19 protein-coding genes and 1 other RNA gene are annotated in these 19,331 nt (G+C 58.2%); 6 read left to right on the top strand and 14 right to left on the bottom strand.

The features are described from left to right. Positions 1 to 71: 71 nt before the first annotated feature. Positions 72 to 3,200 carry a PD-(D/E)XK nuclease family protein gene (locus tag WX88_RS03505; RefSeq protein WP_052732290.1) on the bottom strand — a complete coding sequence of 1,043 codons (3,129 nt, stop codon included), beginning with the start codon at positions 3,198 to 3,200 and terminating at the stop codon, positions 72 to 74. 215 nt (positions 3,201 to 3,415) lie between these two features. Between WX88_RS03505 and WX88_RS03500 the strand changes: the two genes are divergently transcribed. Beyond that, the gene (locus WX88_RS03500) at positions 3,416 to 4,375 is read left to right on the top strand and encodes a DUF3078 domain-containing protein (RefSeq protein WP_052732289.1); all 960 of its coding nucleotides are present in this window, start codon (positions 3,416 to 3,418) and stop codon (positions 4,373 to 4,375) included. 171 nt (positions 4,376 to 4,546) lie between these two features. On the opposite strand, the gene WX88_RS03495 is transcribed toward WX88_RS03500, so the two are convergent. Next, a complete protein-coding gene (locus tag WX88_RS03495; protein ID WP_052732288.1) occupies positions 4,547 to 5,197 on the bottom strand; it encodes an HD domain-containing protein in 651 nt (216 codons plus the stop codon). 392 nt (positions 5,198 to 5,589) lie between these two features. Between WX88_RS03495 and WX88_RS03490 the strand changes: the two genes are divergently transcribed. Next, positions 5,590 to 6,279: a hypothetical protein gene (locus WX88_RS03490; RefSeq protein ID WP_046242825.1), complete on the top strand. Its 690-nt coding sequence runs from the start codon at positions 5,590 to 5,592 to the stop codon at positions 6,277 to 6,279. 189 nt (positions 6,280 to 6,468) lie between these two features. Here the strand turns inward: WX88_RS03490 and WX88_RS32075 are convergent, their stop codons facing one another. From WX88_RS32075 to ffs, 10 genes are all read right to left on the bottom strand, one after another. Beyond that, positions 6,469 to 6,663 (bottom strand): HepT-like ribonuclease domain-containing protein, encoded by a 195-nt coding sequence (locus tag WX88_RS32075; RefSeq protein ID WP_197076652.1) that lies wholly within the window; start codon positions 6,661 to 6,663, stop codon positions 6,469 to 6,471. Between the two features lie 3 nt (positions 6,664 to 6,666). Next, a complete protein-coding gene (locus tag WX88_RS30700; RefSeq protein ID WP_197076651.1) occupies positions 6,667 to 6,819 on the bottom strand; it encodes a hypothetical protein in 153 nt (50 codons plus the stop codon). Continuing rightward, a complete protein-coding gene (locus WX88_RS03480) occupies positions 6,788 to 7,120 on the bottom strand; it encodes a nucleotidyltransferase family protein (RefSeq protein WP_046242824.1) in 333 nt (110 codons plus the stop codon). The genes WX88_RS30700 and WX88_RS03480 overlap by 32 nt, the downstream gene beginning before the upstream one ends. Positions 7,121 to 7,160: 40 nt before the next feature. Next, entirely contained in the window at positions 7,161 to 8,180 is a 1,020-nt protein-coding gene (locus tag WX88_RS03475) for a Gfo/Idh/MocA family protein (protein WP_046242823.1), read from the bottom strand. Positions 8,181 to 8,309: 129 nt separating this feature from the next. Continuing rightward, positions 8,310 to 9,452: a DegT/DnrJ/EryC1/StrS family aminotransferase gene (locus tag WX88_RS03470; RefSeq protein WP_231590618.1), complete on the bottom strand. Its 1,143-nt coding sequence runs from the start codon at positions 9,450 to 9,452 to the stop codon at positions 8,310 to 8,312. Positions 9,453 to 9,559: 107 nt separating this feature from the next. Next, the gene (locus WX88_RS03465) at positions 9,560 to 10,450 is read right to left on the bottom strand and encodes a glycosyltransferase family 2 protein (protein ID WP_046242821.1); all 891 of its coding nucleotides are present in this window, start codon (positions 10,448 to 10,450) and stop codon (positions 9,560 to 9,562) included. 208 nt (positions 10,451 to 10,658) lie between these two features. Next, on the bottom strand, positions 10,659 to 11,294 hold the full coding sequence (locus WX88_RS03460) for a cell division ATP-binding protein FtsE (RefSeq protein ID WP_046243129.1): 636 nt from the start codon (positions 11,292 to 11,294) through the stop codon (positions 10,659 to 10,661). A 179-nt stretch (positions 11,295 to 11,473) separates the two neighbouring features. Next, positions 11,474 to 11,677 (bottom strand): hypothetical protein, encoded by a 204-nt coding sequence (locus WX88_RS03455; protein ID WP_046242820.1) that lies wholly within the window; start codon positions 11,675 to 11,677, stop codon positions 11,474 to 11,476. A 111-nt stretch (positions 11,678 to 11,788) separates the two neighbouring features. Next, positions 11,789 to 12,445 carry a fructose-6-phosphate aldolase gene (fsa, locus tag WX88_RS03450; protein WP_046242819.1) on the bottom strand — a complete coding sequence of 219 codons (657 nt, stop codon included), beginning with the start codon at positions 12,443 to 12,445 and terminating at the stop codon, positions 11,789 to 11,791. A 183-nt stretch (positions 12,446 to 12,628) separates the two neighbouring features. Beyond that, an RNA gene (gene ffs, locus WX88_RS28545) (signal recognition particle sRNA small type) lies at positions 12,629 to 12,726 on the bottom strand. Positions 12,727 to 12,945: 219 nt separating this feature from the next. On the opposite strand from ffs, the gene guaA reads away from it, so the two are divergent. Further along, complete coding sequence (gene guaA, locus WX88_RS03445; protein WP_046242818.1) at positions 12,946 to 14,481, top strand: glutamine-hydrolyzing GMP synthase; 1,536 nt, start codon at positions 12,946 to 12,948, stop codon at positions 14,479 to 14,481. Between the two features lie 157 nt (positions 14,482 to 14,638). Continuing rightward, positions 14,639 to 15,337, top strand: coding sequence for a type 1 glutamine amidotransferase (locus tag WX88_RS03440; protein ID WP_046242817.1), 699 nt, complete (start codon positions 14,639 to 14,641; stop codon positions 15,335 to 15,337). A gap of 129 nt (positions 15,338 to 15,466) precedes the next feature. Here the strand turns inward: WX88_RS03440 and dgt are convergent, their stop codons facing one another. Next, positions 15,467 to 16,852 (bottom strand): dGTP triphosphohydrolase, encoded by a 1,386-nt coding sequence (dgt, locus tag WX88_RS03435; protein WP_052732287.1) that lies wholly within the window; start codon positions 16,850 to 16,852, stop codon positions 15,467 to 15,469. 400 nt (positions 16,853 to 17,252) lie between these two features. Here dgt and WX88_RS03430 point away from each other — a divergent pair, with 400 nt between their 5' ends. Continuing rightward, positions 17,253 to 17,693 carry a DinB family protein gene (locus WX88_RS03430; RefSeq protein WP_046242815.1) on the top strand — a complete coding sequence of 147 codons (441 nt, stop codon included), beginning with the start codon at positions 17,253 to 17,255 and terminating at the stop codon, positions 17,691 to 17,693. A 111-nt stretch (positions 17,694 to 17,804) separates the two neighbouring features. After that, complete coding sequence (locus WX88_RS03425) at positions 17,805 to 18,539, top strand: protein phosphatase 2C domain-containing protein (RefSeq protein WP_046242814.1); 735 nt, start codon at positions 17,805 to 17,807, stop codon at positions 18,537 to 18,539. A gap of 62 nt (positions 18,540 to 18,601) precedes the next feature. On the opposite strand, the gene WX88_RS03420 is transcribed toward WX88_RS03425, so the two are convergent. Further along, positions 18,602 to 19,288 (bottom strand): DUF1361 domain-containing protein, encoded by a 687-nt coding sequence (locus tag WX88_RS03420; RefSeq protein WP_052732286.1) that lies wholly within the window; start codon positions 19,286 to 19,288, stop codon positions 18,602 to 18,604. Positions 19,289 to 19,331: the final 43 nt, after the last annotated feature.

Below are 19,331 nucleotides of genomic sequence, written 5' to 3'. Positions count from 1 at the left end.
TAAGCTTGAGTGGATAACAGAGTTGCTACACTTCGAAGTATGCGTGATACACCAATAGTGTAGCAACATAATTACCTTGCGCAGATGCCCCGGTACGGGCAGTACTCGCACTTGGTTAGGTCGTCGGTTTTGCGGATGGGCTCGGTAGGGTCGAGGATTTGCAGCACGATTTTACGCACCAAGTCTTCGGAGGCGGCCACGAAATCCTGGCCGCCATCGGTCAGGAAGCTTAAATCGGCGGAGAGCAGGCCTTCGTCGAGGTTGCGGAGGGACAGGATGGCGGTTTCGGCGGTTTCGCGCTTCACGGTGTGGGCCAGCATGAGGCGGTAGAGCCAGAGCTGACGCACCTTGTCGGCGCTGGAAGAGGCCTCGCGCAGGAGGCGCTCCACGGCTTCGGCGGCGGTGAGGCGGTCGCGGTAGCCGCGCAGTTGCAGGTCGGTACGCTTTACGAGGCCCGATTTGTAATCGACCACGCGCAGGCGGCCGTCGGGCAGCTCGTCTACCCGGTCGGCATAGCCGAAGAGGCGCACAGCCAGGCGCTCGGGCTGGCCGGGCACATCGACAAAGACGGTGGCGGCCAGCTCGGCTTCGAGGCCAAATAGGCGCAGGGGAAGCAGGCCGGGCTGCTCGGGGAGGCTTTCGAGCAGGCGCACCACTAGGCGGGTAGCCACTTGGCCATAAACGTGGTTCAGGCCTTCGTCGGCGCGGGCATGCTTTTCAGTTTCTTCCTGGCGCAGTACTTTTTGCACTTCGGCGGGGGCCTGCTTTACCAGGTCGGGGATGTCGGCGGCGGTTATCAGGCGGGCGCTCTGCTCGAAGGGGCGCATGAGGTTTTCCAGCGCCTCGTGCACCATCGTGCCGAAGCTGCTGGCTTCCAGTGTTTCCTCCACGGCTTCGTTTTCGCGGAAGCGGGCTACTTTGGAGAAGTAAAAGCGCAGTGAGCAGGCCAGGAAATCGTTGAGGCGAGAAGGAGAGATATTGCGTTCGAGTACTCCGCGCAGGGCCGCCAGCATCTCGGGGTCTTTTTCCAAAACTAAGTCGTTCTGAAAAACCTCACCCCCTGACTCCCTCTCCAAAAAAGAGGGGGCACCGGTTCGTGAGGACGATTCTATTGCTGAACTCGCAAGCGGCATGTCCGGTGCCCCCTCTTTTTTGGAGAGGGGCCGTGCCCGGTAGGGGTCAGGGGGTGAGGTTTCCGCAAGCGGGCTTACGGTCACCGTTAAGTCTTCCAGCAGGAGCTGGGGGTTCTGGGGCAGCAAGTCATTCTGGAGTTGGAGCAGGAACCGGCTGCGTTCGCCGCTCTTCATGCCCTCGGCGCCGGGCAGCACGTGTACCAAGTCGACGCGGGCGGCGCGTTGCAGCAGGCGCCAGAAGTTGTAGGCAGTGATGGCCTCGGCGTCGGCGTAGGTGGGCAGGCGGAACTCGGTGAGTACGTCGTACGGAAACAAGGACTGCTGCTTTTTTGGCGCGGGCAGCACGCCCTCGTTGCAGCTGAGGAGGATGATGTGGTCGAAGTCCAGCGCTCGGGTTTCGAGTAGGCCCATCACCTGCACATCGGCCAGGGGCTCGCCGGAGAAGGGGAGGCGGGTGCGCCCCATCTGCTCGTACAGAAACCGTCGGAATGAGCGCACCGACAGGCGCTGCTCGCGGCAGTCGAAAGCAGAGTCCAACTGCTTTATCAGCGTATAAAACAGGTATAAGTACTCCGACTCAATGCCCGCCTGCTTATCGGAATACACTTGCTTTAGCAAGTCAATCAGTGTGTGGCAGGCGGCAATGATGTCATCGCAGTTGTTCCAGGTTTTAAATAGCGCCTCGATGAGCGGGTGGTGCGCGCCGAGCTTCAGCAGCTCGGTGGCGGGCAGGAGCACGGCGTTGATGCGAATGATTTCGCGGCACACCTGGTCTAGGATGCCGTGGTACTGGGGCTGGTGGGGCTGGCGGTCCTGCCACTGCTGGTAGCGGCGCAGGAAGGGGTGCGAGAGCAGCTTCGTGACGGCCAGATGGTGGTAGCGGGGTACGCCGTACCCCGTTTCGGCGCTGCCCTCGCGGATGCCGGTGAGGTGCACTTCAAACAGCAAATCGACCAGGTTGAACAGGGGCGTGGCCTGGAAGCTCAGGCCCATGGTCACGTTGTAATCGGGTACCTCGTCGGGCGGCAGGCCGTGGAGCACGGGCAGGAGTAGGGTTTCGTCGGGCAGCACGATGGCCACCGTGGCATCGGGGTGCTCGCGGCGGGCTTCGGCCAGGAGCTGGCCGGCCAGCTTGCCCTGCATGCTGGGGTTGGCCACACCCAGGTAGCGCACGTGGTGGGGCTGGCCGCGCAGCCATTCCACGCCACCGCCCATATTTTCGAGGGGTAAATTCCACTGCTGAAAGTAGCGGCGCAGGTGCTGGCCGGCCCGGTTGGGCGAGTCCCGGTCGAGGTAAAACGGGTCGGCATCGAAGCGGACTTCGGCCCGGCCGGCCCCGATGAGCAGGCGGATAAGCTTTTCTTCGGACCGCGACAAATTGCCCAGGCCCACGAAGACGTGGCGGGCGGGCTCGGGCGCGGCGGGGTCTTTCAGGCTCTTTTCCAGCTTCTCCACGGCCAGGCGGTAGGCCAGGCCGGGGTAGGCGAGGTGGTTGCCCTTCATGCGGCGCTGCAGCTCGTGGTACACCCGTTCGAGCTGATCCCAGAAGCTGAATGAGTGCGCGGCGGCCCGGCTATTGGCGGGCAGGGCTTCGAGGTCCCAGCGCTCCAGGGCCTTGGCCTGGCTCAGGTATTCGAACACTTTGTGGGTGGGCGCCAGGTTCTGGTCGAGGTTGGAAAAGTCGCTGAGCAGCAGCCCGGCCCAGCCCACGAAACGGTCGAAATCAAGGCCCGTGTCGATGCCTTTGAGGATGTCGTAGAGCAGCAGTTGCAGGGCAATGGGCTCTTCGACCTGCACGCCGGCCAGCTCCACCATGTAGTCTTCCATGGCGGCTACGCGCGGGGCCCACAGCGGCGCGCCCACCGGCAGGGCCAGGGCCAGCTCGTTCTTCAAATACACCACGGCGCGGCGCGTGGGCACCACCACCACGATGTCGGACAGCTCGTCGAGCGGGCCGGAGCCGTAGCGGTCCAGCAGCTCGCGGGCGGTGGCGGCAAGGAAGGAAACCGGGGCCGCAAACGGCGCAGGGGGAGCGGAAACGGGGTAAGTGGTGGGGTGGGTTGGCATTATGGGTAAAGATACCGGCCCCGATGGGCAGTAGTACAAGCGGGCGCGGGAGGCGCCGTGTTGCAGCGGGTCCGCAGTTGTTTGTTGTACGCTCGTTGGGCTGGGTCATTGCTAAAACTTCCCACCGCTTTAAAGTTTCGCGCCAGGGAATTACTCGGCAGCTGGGGCCCGCAAATGCCCGATAAGCGCGTCCTTTGCCGCTTATTCCAACTGCTATGCGTTTTTTATTACCCTCATTGCTGGCGTTTGCCTCACTTACGGCTGCCGCTCAGGCCCAAACTACGCCGCCCGCCGACCCGACTACTGCGGCTACTCCCCTCGCCGTGCCGGCCCCACCCGCGGAGCCCCGCTGGCGCAAATCGGCCAAAACCGGCCTCGGCTTCAACCAGTCGCTGCTCAGCAATAACTGGCGCGGCGGGGGCGTCAACACCATCGGGTTCAATGCCCTGGCCAACCTGCGGGCCAACCGCAAGCTCGGCGCCCACAGCTTCGACAACGAGTCCGATTTTCTCTTTGCTTTCTCCGAAACCAAGGGCCTGGGCTACCGCAAAGGCCAGGACCGCCTCTACCTCGACACCAAGTACGGCTGGGCCATGAGCTCCCACTGGAATATGTTTCTGTCGCTGAACCTGCTCACCCAGTTTGCCCTCGGCTACAAGTACGACACCGACGCCGCCGGCAACGACCGCGCCCGGCTGGTATCCGGTTTCTTCGCCCCCGCCTTTATCACGGCCGCTTATGGCTTCGAATACCGCCCGGCCCCCTATTTCCACCTGCGGCTGGCGCCCTTCGCGCCCCGCGTGACGGTGGTGAACCGCGCCGACCGCTTCGTGGCCGTGCTCGGCGATACGCCTTACGGCGTAAATCCCGGCCGAAATACCCGCTTCGAAGTTTTGGCTGCTCAGGTCTTGGCGGAACTCGACCGCAACATCAGCCCCAGCGTCAACCTGAAAGCCCGCTACCTGCTTTTTGCCAATTACAAAGACATCAGGCCGAAGGAAATCGACCACCGCCTCGACCTCGGCCTCACCGCCAAATTGGGTAAATACGTGGACGTGTCGCTCACCGGCATCGCCCTCTACGACTACGACCAGGACCGGGAAGTGCAGTTTTCGCAGGGCCTCAGCATCGGCGTGGCCTACTCCGTGCAGAATTTTGTGGATGCGAGAAAGTAGCGCCGCGTCGTGCCCGTAGGACGGAGCCTTTGCTCCGTCTCCGTTGCCGCATTTTGGGTTGAAAGACCGCTGCTACGGACCGGTGCCGCGGCGGAGCGAAGGCTCCGCCCTACAGTTGGGTTGAGGGACGGCTGCTATGGCCCGTTGCCGCGGCGGAGCGAAGGCTCCACCCTACAGGCCGCCGCGGTCCCAGGCGGCGATTTCGGCCGTCAGGTTGCGGCGGGCGGCGGCATCGAGCTCGGCCCGCATTTCCGGGGTTTGGAACAGGACCGGTGCAGCCAGCATTTTGGCTAATACCTTGCGCCGGCCGGGCCGATACAGCAAGTCGGGTACCAGGCGGTACTCCTGGCGCACCTGCCGGGCATATTCCCAATACGCTGCCTCCGGCGCCCCGAGGATGCTCAGGTCCGCATCCAGAAACCAGAGCAGGTCGGTATCATCGGGCGGTTGGGGCAGGGTATGGTCGGCGGTGCGCTCGATGAGGAAGGCCACCCGCTGCCGCCGCGCCGGTTCGAGGCTGGTTTCGCGCAGAAACTCCTGGGCCTGCCCGGCACTGCGAGCCTCGTTGTCGGAGCGCAGGGCGCTGTATACCACGTCGTGAAACCAGACTGCCAGCTGCACCACCACGGCATCGTGCAGTGGCGCGGCATCGAGCCGATGCAGTAGGTTGGCGAGGTGCTGCAACGTGTGGTAATGCCGCTCCGGTGCGCCATAAGCGGCGGCCAGCTGCTGAAAAACGGCCTCGCGGCGAGCCGCATCGGGCAACAGGGGAGCGGTGAGGGCGTGCCAGCGGGCCGCCAGGTCGGGGAGGAGGTCAGGCATGCCCCCAAGGTACGGCCGCCGGGCTTCACGCGCCGAGCCCTCGCCGGCTGGTGAGGGGCAATTGTGCCACTATTGCCGTGTATAGTGCAATGATCATCGGAATAAATGCTGTTTCTGAGTGTACGGGAATGGTTTCTGACCGTACGGGAGCCCAAGTGGAGGTTACGGCCGGAACAGCTGAACCTACCGTGCCTCAAGCGGCTCCTACTAGAAGCCAAGCGGAGGCTACCGGCACCCAAACCATGGCTACGGATACTGTTGCTGCCCCTTCAGCACCTCGTGCTCGTTCACCGGCGTATTGTAGTACTAAATTATTTTCTCAGATTGCTGCGCGTCTTGCTTTTCAGGAGGTAGCGGCCGGGCTTTACGGCGTGTTTTGTTTGTCTCATTTCATGAAAAAGGAACAAGTAAAAGCCAATTACTCTATGTCGCAGGGCGACCTCATCCTCACCTGCATAACCAAGGCCGATTTTATGGAGCGCGATGCCGAGGCCTTCCTCACGCGCGGCGTGAAGGCCGAGCGCGTGGCCAAGTTCCGGGAACAGACCCGGGCCGCTGCCAAGCTGCCCAGCGACGTGCAGCTCGACCAGCAGAAGCAGGACCTCACTGCCGCCGTGGCCGGGCAGCGCGGTGTGGTGGAAAGCGGCATGGCCACCGTCATGAGCCAGGTGGCCATCGTACACGACAACCGCAGCGCCGCCTACAAAGCCTTCGGCAGCTCTTCCCTCTATGAAGACAGCGAAGGTGAGTTCTACGTGAACATGGGCCACCTCCTCGACTGGGCCCAGGCCCACGTGGAAGAGTACAAGGACCAGGGCCTCACCACCGCGCAGCTGGAAGCCCTCGGCGCCGAAAACGAGAAGTATCGGGAGGCCCTGCGGCAGCAGCGCATGGCCATCAGCACCCGCAGTGGCACCACCCAAACCCGTCAAATCACCCTCAACGCCCTCTACGACGAGCTGGCGGCCCTCTGCGGCATCGGCCAGGGCCTCTTCAAACAAACCGACGTGAGCAAATACAACGACTACGTCGTCGACCCCACCGAGCAATCGACTGATATAAACCCGTCCCCGCAGGCCTAGCCCGCCCAGGGCCCAACACCTGAGTAGCGGAAGAAGCGCCGGAGCCGGGAGGTTTCGGCGCTTTTGTGTGGCCGGCCGAATAGCAAACGGAACGGGTAGAGTTGCTGCATGCCCAAGCGGCGGCACCGATTCAAATTACCGTAGAACAGCTACCCAAGTAGCAGCGGCTACCGCAGCGTATAAATCCGCTCAATTATCTCCACTGCCTTCTCCTAACCGTTGTTGGACATCTGCTTTTAACGCGGGCAAGTGGTTATGAACAATGGCCCAGACAATGGTGTCGTTGACGTTGTCATAAGAATGAATGAGGCGGTTGCGGAAGTCTATCATTTGCTTCGTGTTTGCCAGTTCAGCGCCGGGCTCAATTTGCCGTAAGTGGTTCACGGCTTAACTGATAATGCCGAGTTGGCGGTCAACGGCACTTCGGGCTTTCAGGTCGGCGTGGTAGGCATCGAAGGTGGGCGTGTCGCCCACGAACATCTCAATCAAGTCAATGGCCCGGCGAATATCAAACAGGTATTTCTGTCCCTGCGGCGTCATAGATTAAGTATTTGGTCTGGTCAATCTCCGCCTTCAGGAAAGGGTTTTGCAAGGACTCAGGCGTTAGCAAATCCACCCGGCGCTGCAATATGGTTTCCAGCTCGGCCCACAGGGCCAGCAATGTTTCGCCTTGCGTCAATGGCGCGGCAGGCAGCAGCTGTACCAACACATCCACGTCGCTACGGGCCGCATCAAACCGTTCCGTCACCCCCGAACCGAACAAATAGAGCTGCTGCACACCGAAGCGGCGGCACAGGTCCTGCAATAGGGGCGTGAAGGGGCGAAGGGCAGTATGTAGCATCGGTCCAAGTTACGCAGAAAAGCGGCCCAAGTAGCAGCGGCTACCGCAGCGTATAAATCCGCTCAATTATCTCCACCACTTTCAGCCCCTCCAACGCGTTGGTGGTGGCAATGCTGCGATGCTGCACCGTGTCCACTACGTTTTCGATGACTTGCACGTGGTTGGCGGCCGAGCCCTGGAAGGCGCCGTAGTTGTTGGCGGGGTTGGTGGGGGGCAGCGCGGGCAGCTGGTAGTCCTGGATGTGGCAGTAGTCCACCTTGTCCATGTACTGGCCGGCAATGCGCAGGCTGCCGCGTTCGGCCACCACGGTGAGGCTGCTTTCGAGGTTGCGGTCCCAGACGGCGGTGCTGTATTGGAGGGTGCCGCTGCCGCCGCGCAGCAGGTCGAAGGTGACGAGGCCGCTGTCCTCAAACTCGGTGAGGCTGCCGTGGTTGAAGTCGCGGAAGCGGGCCGCCACGTTGGTGATGTCGCCGAATACCCAGTAGAGTAAATCAACGAAGTGGCTGAACTGGGTGAAGAGCGTGCCGCCGTCCAGGGCCTGGGTGCCTTTCCAGCCGCCGGATTTGTAATAGCGGGCGTCGCGGTTCCAGAAGCAGTTGAGTTGCACGAGGTATACCTGGCCGAGGCGGGCTTCGTCCACCACCTGCTTGAGCCAGGCGGCCGGGGGCGAGTAGCGGTTTTGCATCACTCCAAACACCAGCCGCCCGGTTTGCAGCGCCGTGTGTACGATGGTTTCGGCATCGGCTTTGGTGAGGGCAATGGGTTTTTCGACCACCACGTGCAGGCCGTGGCGCAGGCCGGCCACCGCCTGCGGGGCGTGGCAGCCATTGGGCGTGGCCACGGTGAGGACGTCGGCGGCGGGGCCGATGTGCAGGTATTCTTCGAGGGAAGGGAAGAAGGGCACGCCCGGAAACTCGGCGGCTAAATCAGGCTGCAAGTCGGTGCGCACGTCAATGAGGGCCGTCAGTGCGGCGCCATCGTGGCGCGACACCAGCGCGGCGTGGCGGCGGCCAATGTGGCCCACGCCACAAATGGCAAAACGGACGGGAGAAGTGGGCATCGTTGCGTGGGGCTAAGAAAAATCTCGCAGGGAATTAGAGAAGAAAAGGCATTTCGCGGAGTGATGAGGACGGACTCCGTAGAACGCCTTTCCCTTTACTAACTCCGTGCGAAAAACGAAGTACGGTCATCAAAGCTGGCCGAATAGCCCCACAATATATTCCTGTTGCTCCGCCGTCAGCAGCGGATGAATCGGTAGCGACAGCACTGCCCCGCACAACCATTCGGCCACCGGAAACTGCCCGGCCCGGTACCCCAGGTAGGCATACGCCGGCTGCGCATGCACGGGAAGCGGGTAATATATCATGGTTGGCACCCCGCAGCGCTTCAGGAAATGCTGCAATTCATCGCGGCTGCCCGCCTCGGTTATTTGCAGCGTGTACTGGTGAAAAACGTGGCTGCTGCGCGGGTCCCGAGCTGGTACAACGACGCCGGGCACGGCAGCCAGGGCCGCATCATAGCGGGCGGCTACAGCTTGGCGGGCGGCGGTGGCAGCCGGCAGATGCCGTAGCTTCACCCGCAACAGGGCCGCTTGCAGGGTGTCGAGGCGGGAATTGAGGCCGATGTGCTGGTGGTGGTATTTCTGGCTCTGGCCGTGGTTGGTAAGCTGGCGGAGCAGCACGGCCCGGGCCGCGTCGCGGGTAAGCAGGGCGCCGCCGTCGCCCATAGCACCCAGGTTTTTAGAGGGAAAAAAGGACGTAGTGCCCACTTCTCCCACGGTGCCGGCAAAGGCCGTTTCGCCGTTGGCAAACTGAAAGGTGGCTCCGATTGCCTGGGCGTTGTCCTCAATCAAGGCCACCCCGTGGCGCACCGAAATGGCGCGCAAGGCCTCCAAATCGGCACATTGTCCAAACAAATGCACCACTATAATGGCGCCGGTGCGCGGGGTAATAGCCGCTTCTACCGCCGCCGGGTCCACATTGAACGTATCGGGGCGGACGTCCACCAGCACGGGGCGCAGGCCGAGCAGCGCGGCGGCTTCCAATGTCGCCACGTAGGTGAAGGCGGGCACAATAACTTCTGCCCCGGCCGGCAGGTGCAAGCTCATCAGAGCCAGCGTGAGGGCATCAGTGCCATTAGCGCAGGGGATAACGCTGGCCCCGCCCAGGTATTCGCCCAGCTCCGCTGCAAACTGGCCCACCGCCGGCCCCTGGATAAAGGCAGCCGTGGTCATCACCTCGCGCAGGGCCTCATCCAATGCTGGCTGCATTGCCGCGTGTTCGGTAGCTAAATCGAGTAGTTGAATAGGGGAGGGAGGAGCCGGGAGTATCAAATGGCAGCGGATTGAAAAGGTTGGTCAAAGATAGACGCTGGGCGCGCTACCCCGCGGTCTTGTCCGGCCCCCGTTACGGTCCAAAGCAACCACGCAACTGCCACTGTCTACAGCAGCGGAAGCAGCCAGTGCAGCTTCAGCAGGTCGAACCCGCGCAAGTTGGGCTTTGCCGAAAGCAGGTTGCGCCGCAATCGGGGCTCGATGGCCGCCAGGGCCGCCCGCGTAGCCGATGCCAGCCCCAGCCGGTGCAGCCGCAGGGCGAGCCGCAGCAACCGCGAATCGGTACCCAATCCATCCTGGCGGAACACCAGCGCTAGGTTATGCACGGCCTGCTCGCTCTTCTGCAAAAAGATGGGGGCCGGTTCGAGGCCATCGTGCAGCACGGGGTTGCTGATGTGCAGCACCGGGACGCCCGCCCCCGCCAATTCTACCCCAAACTTGGTATCCTCGTGGCCGTAGCCGGTCAGGCGCTCATCCAGCGAAAACTGCTGGAAAATATCGGCCCGAATCAGGGCATTGTTGATGGTGAGTTGGCTGTAGGGCGCGACCTGGCGCACAGCCGCGGGGCGCGCCTCCCGCGCCTGCCCATAAAGCCAACGCAGATACAAGGCGGCGTCAGCTGGAGGCGCCGCCTCGTAGCAGGTGCCGCCGATGAGCACGCGGGCCTGGTCCCGGGCGGCGGCGTAGCGGGCTAGAAACTGGTTGTCGGGAAGCCGGCTGTCGTTGTCCAGCAGTAGCAGCCACTCGTGTTGTGCCACGGCGGCCAGTTGATTGCGGATGGCGGCCCGGCCCACGTTTTGCGGCAATTCGTGGTAGCGTACGCCAGGCTGCGCAGCCAACGGCCGATTCACGGCGCGGAATTCTTCCCGTGAGCCATCGTCAAATAAAATAATCTCGACGGAACCACCCCAAGCGGCTCGTTGCGCTACCAGCGAATGCACCAATTCGTTGACATCCCAATTAAAAACCGGAATTAAAACGGATAATCCAGGTGCCATGCTACAGTGGCTTTCGGAGGTAAAATTAACAGGGAGGGGTTGAGAGGCCCTCCATATCTAAGTGCATCAAAAAGCTCATCTCTCATGCATATCAGCTCGTCATGCTGAGCAGAGTCGAAGCATCTCGCGTGCCACCACTAACTCTTTTCTAACAACTGATTTATCATTACATGCGAGATGCATCGGCTTTGCTCAGCATAACAGCCTTCTATCTCGCCGAATCCAGCAATTCACCATTCTTGCACGTCAGCACGCGGTGCGGATATTTCTCAATTAATTGAAAGTTGTGCGTCGCCATTAAAATGGCGGTACCCGAGTTATTTATTTCGGCAAACAATTCCATGATGCTGGCCGAAACGTCGGGGTCGAGGTTGCCAGTGGGCTCATCGGCGAGCATCAACACGGGCTCGTTTAGCATGGCGCGGGCAATTACTACGCGCTGTTGCTCACCGCCCGAGAGGCGGTGCGGCATGCGGTTGGCGGCGCTGCTCAGGCCCACCTGGCTCAGTACGTCGCTGATGCGCTGCTGTTTACGCGCCTTGCCCTTCCAGCCCGTGGCGTTGAGCACAAACATGAGGTTTTCGGCCACGGTCCGGTCCGATAGCAACTGGAAATCTTGAAACACGATGCCCAGACGGCGGCGCAAATACGGGATTTTACCAGCGGGTAATTTGGGCAAAGGAAACCCCGCCACGGTGCCGTTGCCACTCTGCAAAGGCAAGTCGGCATACAGCGTTTTCAGCAGCGACGACTTGCCCGAGCCCGTGCGACCCACCAGGTAGACAAAGGCGCCTTTTTCGAGTGAAAATGACACGCCTTGCAATACCGCCTGCTGCTCTTGCATTATCGTGGCATCATGCAGCTCAATAACGTTTTCTGTCTGAATCACTGATTGGTCGGATTTATTCGGATTTTAGCGACGATTGACAGCAGTATTAAATTAACTCCCAACCTATGCGCCAATTTATATAAGTGGCGGATTAATTGAAGTTTAATGCTTCCGAAAATCGGGTGATTCGTAGCTTAGATAGTCAATGGTCGCAGCTTGCCAAATTCCAGCTCTGAAATCACCGCGGCCAATTCGGTTTCCTTGCCTTCGAGCCCGTAGCGGTGCAAATCTTTCAGCGGGCGGTCGGCCCGGAAATAAGCAATGAGCACAAATGCTTCGTCCCGCAGCTGAATATAGTCGGGAATTTTGGCCTTACCTTTTACTTTGATAATGTACATGGGAGTGAGAATTATGAGTTATGAATTATAAATTATGGGTTATGTAATACCACCGCACAACGGTTGAGCAATTCATAACCTATAATTCATAACTCATAATTAAACCAAACCTTAAGCATTGACGCGCTTATGGTCGGCCAAAAAAGTGGCCAGGCCTTTATCGGTGAGGGGGTGGCTGAGCAGGGCCGTGATGACATTGAGTGGGCAGGTCACCACGTCGGCGCCAATTTCGGCACACTGAATCAGGTGCGGCACGTGGCGCACGGAGGCAGCCAGTACTTCAGTGGGGTAGCCATAGTTGCTGAAAATCTGCACGATTTGCTCCACCAGCTGCAGGCCGTCGTGGCCGATATCGTCGAGCCGGCCCACGAAGGGCGACACGTAGGTAGCACCCGCTTTGGCCGCCAGCAGGGCCTGACCGGCGGTAAAAATCAGCGTGCAGTTGGTCTTGATTCCTTTGTCGGAGAAGTATTTAATGGCTTTCACACCTTCCTTAATCATTGGCACTTTCACCACGATGTTGGGATGCAGCTCGGCCAGTTCTTCGCCTTCGCGGATAATGCCATCGTAATCGGTGGCAATGACTTCCGCTGATACGTCACCATCGACCAGCTCGCAGATTTGACGGTAGTGCGCCATCACGTTGTCGACGCCGCTAATGCCTTCTTTGGCCATTAGCGAGGGGTTGGTAGTTACACCGTCAAGCACACCCAATTCCACGGCTTCGCGGATATCGTTGAGGTTGGCAGTGTCAATAAAGAACTTCATAGGTATTAGATGGAAAATGAGGAATGAAGCGTGAGGAACAATCGAAGTAAAGCGGACGATGCGGCCGCCCATTCTTCCTTCCTCATCCTTCCTTTCTCATTGAAAAAAAGCCGGCCCCAAAGCTACTCATACAACCGCAAAAATGCGGAACAGAGCAGCGTCGGGGCCGACGAGAAAAGGCAAAAAAAAGCAAGCCAAAATCGCACCGCTACAACCACCTACCCTTGCTACCTTCCGGTCCTGGGGGAGTTCAGCAGGAGCTGGTCGTTCTGACTTGCCGCTGCAAAGGTAATCACGGATTCTGTCGGATTCGTTGGATTTCGCGGATTTTTTGTTGCGCGCCCAGTTTTGGGTCGCAATAAGGCAAGGCACCAAGTTGAAAGCTAGTAGCCTATGGTGGGCGGTGCGGGCACCATTTCGCGCTTCTCGGTCCTACTGAGGTTACCCAATAATCCGTGAAATTCGTCAAATCCGGCTAAATCCGTGATTAGCTTTGCGGCATGGAACGACTTATCATTCTGGATTTCGGCTCACAATACACGCAATTGATAGCCCGGCGCATTCGTGAGCTGCACGTATTCTGCGAAATTCACCCCTACACCCACGCCCCGAACCTCGCTCTGACTGAGGATATTCGGGGCGTTATTCTTTCCGGTTCGCCCTGCTCCGTGCGTGAGGAAGGTGCCCCCAACCCCGATTTGAGTCATTTGCTGGGCCACGTGCCGCTGCTGGGCGTATGCTACGGCGCGCAGATGCTGGCCCAACAGGGCGGGGGCGAGGTTACGCCCGCAACCATTCGTGAGTACGGCCGGGCCCGGCTGGCCGAGCTGAACGATGCCTCGCCGCTGCTGCACGGCATGCACGTCGGCTCACAGGTCTGGATGTCGCACGGCGATACCATTCTAACCCTGCCGGCAGGCTACGACATCATCGCCAGTACGCCCGAAGTGGCCGTAGCGGCCTTCAAAATCGAAGGTCAGGAAACCTACGGCATTCAATTTCACCCCGAGGTGACGCATTCCACCGAAGGCAAGCAGCTGCTACACAATTTTGTGGTCAACATCTGCCGATGTGCCCAAAGCTGGACGCCCGACCACTTCGTGGATTCCGCGGTGGCCGCGCTCCAACACACTATCGGCCCCGATGACCAAGTGATTCTGGGCCTCTCCGGCGGCGTGGATAGCAGCGTGGCGGCGCTGCTGCTGCACCGCGCCATCGGCCCGCGCCTGCACGGTATTTTCGTCGATAACGGCCTGCTGCGGGAGGATGAGTTTACCACCGTACTCAAAGCCTACGAAGGCCTGGGGCTGAATGTAACCGGCGTGAACGCCGCGCCCGAATTCTACGCCGCTCTGGCCGGCATCAGCGACCCCGAAGCGAAGCGCAAGGCCATTGGTCGCACCTTTATTGAAGTTTTCGACCGCGAGGCACACAAGGTGGAAGGGGCCAAATGGTTGGCTCAGGGCACGATATACCCCGATGTGATAGAGTCAGTATCGGTGAAAGGCCCGGCCGTAACCATCAAAAGTCACCACAATGTGGGCGGCCTGCCCGATGACATGAACCTCAAAGTAGTGGAGCCGTTGCGGATGCTCTTTAAGGATGAGGTGCGCGAAGTGGGCGCCGCGCTGGGCCTGCCCGGCGAAATCCTGCACCGCCACCCGTTCCCCGGCCCCGGTCTGGGTATTCGTATCCTCGGCGACATTACCCCCGAGAAAGTGGACCTGCTCCAACGCGCCGATGGCGTCTTTATCAACCTGCTCAAAGAGCACAACCTCTACGAGCACGTGTGGCAGGCCGGCGCCATTCTGCTGCCCGTGCAAAGCGTAGGCGTGATGGGCGATGAGCGCACCTACGAGCGGGTAGTGGCCCTGCGCGCCGTGACCAGCGTGGATGGCATGACGGCCGACTGGGCGCACCTGCCCTACGAGTTTCTGGCTGAAGTGAGCAACAAAATCATCAACCAAGTGCGAGGAATTAACCGCGTGGTGTATGATATTTCGAGCAAGCCGCCAGCAACAATTGAGTGGGAATAAGGACCACAGATTAAACGGATTTTAACGGATGGAACAGATTTTTTGTGGTTCCTCCTTTTCTATATTACTCAACAGAGCACGTATGCTCGGAACCACAAAAAATCCGTTCCATCCGCTAAAATCCATTTAATCTGTGGTCTTTCATTGTCTCCAACATATGCCTGATGAAGGCCCCGGTCATGCGGCTGATTGGCTGCACGCGCACGGGCATTCGCTCACCTTGACCCACTTATTCGAGCCGGAGCCGGTCTTTCCGGCGTTGGCTGATTTTGATGGCTTGCTGATTCTGGGCGGGGCGATGAGCGTGCATGATGAGGAGAATCTCCCGTGGCTGCGCGCCGAAAAAGCCTTTATCCAACAAGTTTTGCGGGCCGGTAAGGTGATTTTAGCCATTTGCCTCGGCGCGCAATTGGTGGCAGAGGCGCTAGGTGGCGAAGTGCGGCCCAACCACGCGCCAGAAATCGGGTTCTGGACGGTACGCTTTTCCAGTAAATCGCTGGCGCATCCGCTGCTGCGCGGCTGGCCGGAGAAGGCTACCGTGCTGCATTGGCACCTCGATACGTTTACGGTGCCGCCGGGCGCCATGCGGGTGGGCATGTCAGTGGGGTGCGCTACTCAGGGCTTCGTGTGGGGCGACGGCATTATTGGCCTACAATTTCACCCCGAAATGACCGTGTCGATGGTGGAGCAGCTAATAGAGTTTGAAGGGCACGAACACGCTGAAGAACAGGAATTTATGCAGACGGCTGAGCAGATTCGAGCCAAGCTAAAATCGGTGTGGAAGGGGCGGAAGCTGCTGGAGTCGTTGCTTGCGAACCTGGTGGCGGTGCATGAAGGAGAAAAGTATAGCTATTAAATTTCTTGGATGAAAGAAAGTGCGGTCATGCTGAGCGTAGTCGAAGCATCTCGCGTGCATTAGTAAAATCAATTACTTGCGCTGGAGGGATGCTTCGACTGCACTCAGCATGACCGTTTTCATGGAATGCTAAAACCCCTTCGGCAACTCAATCCCTTTAATCGTCTTGTATAAACTCAGCGCGTTTTGATCGGTCATACCGGCTACGAAATCGGTGAGAAGTAGAATCCTTTCGTATGCTGGCACCTGGGCTTGGTGGCCTTCGGCGCGGAACTGCTCGGGTAGCAGCAAAAGCAGCTTGCGGCTACGATGCCCCTGGCTTTGGTCGAATATGGCGCAGAGGAAGGCATCGAGCAGGCCGCCGAGGACTTCAAAACCAGCGGCTTCGATTTCCAGCACTGGACGGCTACGGTAGAGCTTCTCGATGCTGAGGCGCTGGACTTCCTGCAAATCGGCCCAGCAGGATAGTTCCTTGATGAGTGGCTGGTCGTAGTTGCCACGCAAGATGGCGGGGGCGTGCTGTGCGAAAAGAGTCGCCGTTTCAGCCACTAGCTTGCCGATGAGTCGGGCACGGATGTAGCCCAGTTCCTCGCGCCAGTCGTGCCACTGCACGCTGGCTACGCGGCCAGCGGGGTCGTTCAGCATCTTTTTTAATAGGCCCAAACCGGCTTGCGGTTCAATCAGGCCTAATTTCAGGCCGTCTTCAAAGTCGATGATGCGGTAGCAAAGGTCATCGGCTGCTTCTACCAGAAAGGCCAGCGGGTGGCGGTGGTAAAAGCCGGTGCCGACGTCTTTGGGCAATAAGCCTAGTTCTGTGGCGACGTGCTGAAAACGGACGCTCTCGGTTTGAAAATGACCGTACTTCTTTTCGGAAGCGCCGCCCAAGCGAGCTTCGACGGGCACCACCGATGGCTTAGGGTACTTGGTGAAGGCCCCGAGCGTAGCGTAGGTGAGGCCCAGGCCGGCGGTGCCGGTGCTGTGGGCGGCATAAGTGTGCGTGAGAATGCGAAAACCAGCGGCATTGCCCTCAAAGTGCTGCAAATCGGCGATTTCGGCAGTTGTGAGCTTATCGAGATACGGTGTGGCGGCCGAGCTGAGGAAGTAGCTGCTAATGGCATCCTCGCCGGAGTGGCCGAAAGGCGGGTTGCCAATGTCGTGCGCCAGGCAGGCGGCAGCCACGATATCGCCGCAATCCTGGTCGAGGTTGGGCAGGAGTTGGGCGAGGTCGTCGTCGGTTTCTAGTAGGTGGCGTGCGGCGAGGCGGCCCAGGGAGCGGCCCACCACGGCTGTTTCGAGCGAGTGGGTGAGACGAGTATGCACGAAATCGGTTTCGGGCAACGGCATCACCTGGGTTTTGCGCTGAAGCCGACGGAAAGCGGAGCTGAACACCACCCGGTCGTAGTCCTGCACGAAGGCCCCACGGACGGGCGCGGCGCTGGGTGGTGGCAGTTGCTGGTCGGGGAAGCGGCGCTGGGAGAGTAGGCGCGGCCAGAGCATTAGGGATTCAGGAGGCATGAGGCAAATGTAGTGCCCGGGTAGAGGCAAGTTACTGCTCTGACAACAACAAGGACGTAAGGTTTGGGGCGGTAGTCGCCGTTGCGGCAATAGAATCAACGGTAGCTGGATTGCTGCTGTTAGAACCGCTTTACGGTTGGCGTATAGCAGCGCTGATTCTGTATTTCGCTTTCCCGCACCAGTTTATGACGGGCATACAATCATTAAAGGAAAAGCTATACTATGAACTTTGACAAGACTCACTTGAAGCGGCTGCTAAATTAGCAGGCTATGGGTTTGAATTCAGTGCTGTATTAGAGTAAGATAATAGTCAGTAACCCATTTGGTTTATTTGAGTGCCACGATTTCCTTTGCTATAACGCCAACAAAACGTTAGGCCAGTATTTTACACACTGACTAGATGATAAACACTGCACTAGAAAGGCTTGGCTACCTATGCGAGATTATTCCCCCGCTTTTAGCTGGCCTTGATGAATCAGCATTTTCAGCCAAGCCCAAACGGGATAAGTGGAGCAAGAAAGAAGTGATGGGGCACCTTATTGACAGTACTACAAACAATCATCAACGTTTTGTGCGCGGGCAATTTGAAGATAGGCCTACAATTGTCTACGACCAAAATAAGTGGAATGAGTTCGGATTTTACCAGCAAATAAGCACAGCGCAACTCGTTGCTTTCTGGACGATTTATAACAAACAGTTGATTGAGCTCATCAAGAGTATTCCAACAGAGAATTTACGCCGTGAATGCAGGATTGGCGATAGTCTATTGACACTTGGTTTCTTGATTAACGACTACGTTGAGCATTTAGAGCACCATTTGCAAGAAGTGGTGGCGTATTAGTATCTAAAGTTAGGCTTGCGCTACTGGTTCATAGTGCAGTAGTGTAATCCTGAATATTAGTACTTATATAGCGCATAGCCAGAAGCTGAGAACTTATTTACCATTCTAAAAATGAAAATCTACTCAGTATTACAAATAGGAGAGTATCATATCAATCATTGCGAAGACTACCTATTTATTGGGGATATTGGAAGTGATAAAGTCTTATGTGCTGTTATGGATGGATGCACAATGGCAACAGATAGTTATTTTGCAGCAACACTGGTAGGAAAGTTATTACGGAAGATTGTCCAGGAGAAGGGCTATAAAGAGCTGTATGGCTTGGAAGTGATAACTGACATTGATAGCAGCTTGAAGTTTATAATTCAAGAGTTGTTCAAGGAGTTGAATGTAACTAAAAACCAACTCTTGCTTGATAAGGAAGAATTGCTTACAACACTGATTGTCTTGCTTATTGATAAAAAGGAAAACCGCGGCATTGTCTTAGTTATTGGTGACGGACTTGTCAGTATAAATGGAAAGGTTACCGAGTTTGATCAAGATAATAAGCCAGACTATTTAGGGTTTCACCTGAATGAGAATTTTGAAGAATGGTATGCTAGTCAAATACAAAAAATAGAATTTGACAGCGTACATGATATAAGCATAGCAACAGACGGGATATTCATGTTTGCTCCAGTCAAAAAAGTAGACGCAACGGAAACAATAAACCCTGTAGAATTTCTCTTATCTGATAAAGGAAATGAGGAAGAAAAAGAAATGCTAACTCTAAAGTTGAAGAGGTTAGAGCATGGTTTTGGCCTAAAGCCAACTGACGACTTAGCATTAATAAGGATTATAGCGTGAGCACGCTCATAACACCAAACATTAACAGCGCCCTTTAAACGTTATCAATAACTGCCACTAAGCTACCCCTCCGCCTGCGTGCGCCCCAGCAGCCTCACTGTGCCGTATCCTACCAGCAGAAACAGCCCAAATACCAGGGTCACGCCCCAGGTGCCAGGAAACGAGAATGGGTGCAAAATGCGGTTCACGATGTCGTAGAACAGGGTGAGGGGGTTGGCCAGCACGTCCCAGGAATTGAAGCGCAGGTAGCGGCCCAGGTAAATGCCGAAGCTGCTGAGCAGCAGGGCCACCGTGGCAAAGGCCCAGCCGGCCCACACCCCCAGCCGGAGCTGCACCAGCCGCTGCATGTCGGAGAGCGAGGCGTAGGCCAGCATCAGGCCATTCCAGGCGCAGCTCAGTATCAGGGCCAGGTCGTACCAGAGCGGCACGTTGGGGCGGGCTTCGAGGTGAAATAAATCGGTGAGGATGTAGGGGGCGTTGGGGAAGAACAACAACCAGGCGGCGCCCACCGGCACCAGAATACGGGCCCGCAGCGGCCCATTGGCGATGCTGAGCAAGCTGCTGAGCGCAAATGGAATCAGGGCCAGAAACAAGTTCCAGATAAGGAACAGAAACAGGCCGCGACCCGTCATCACCACGCGGCCCACGACTAGTAGAATGCTCAGCGAGAGCGAGGCAGCCAGCACGAACATCAGCGTGAGCCGGGTGCGGGAGAAGGGGAGGCCGGAAAGGAAGGTAGCTTGTTGCATACGGCTAAAGATAGCGCTGCTCCTTTGAGGATGCACGCAATTT

Origin of the sequence: Hymenobacter terrenus (genome assembly GCF_000972495.1) — a bacterium.
GTDB classification, from domain to species: Bacteria; Bacteroidota; Bacteroidia; order Cytophagales; family Hymenobacteraceae; genus Hymenobacter; species Hymenobacter terrenus.
This window is presented reverse-complemented; position numbering and strand designations above follow the sequence as displayed.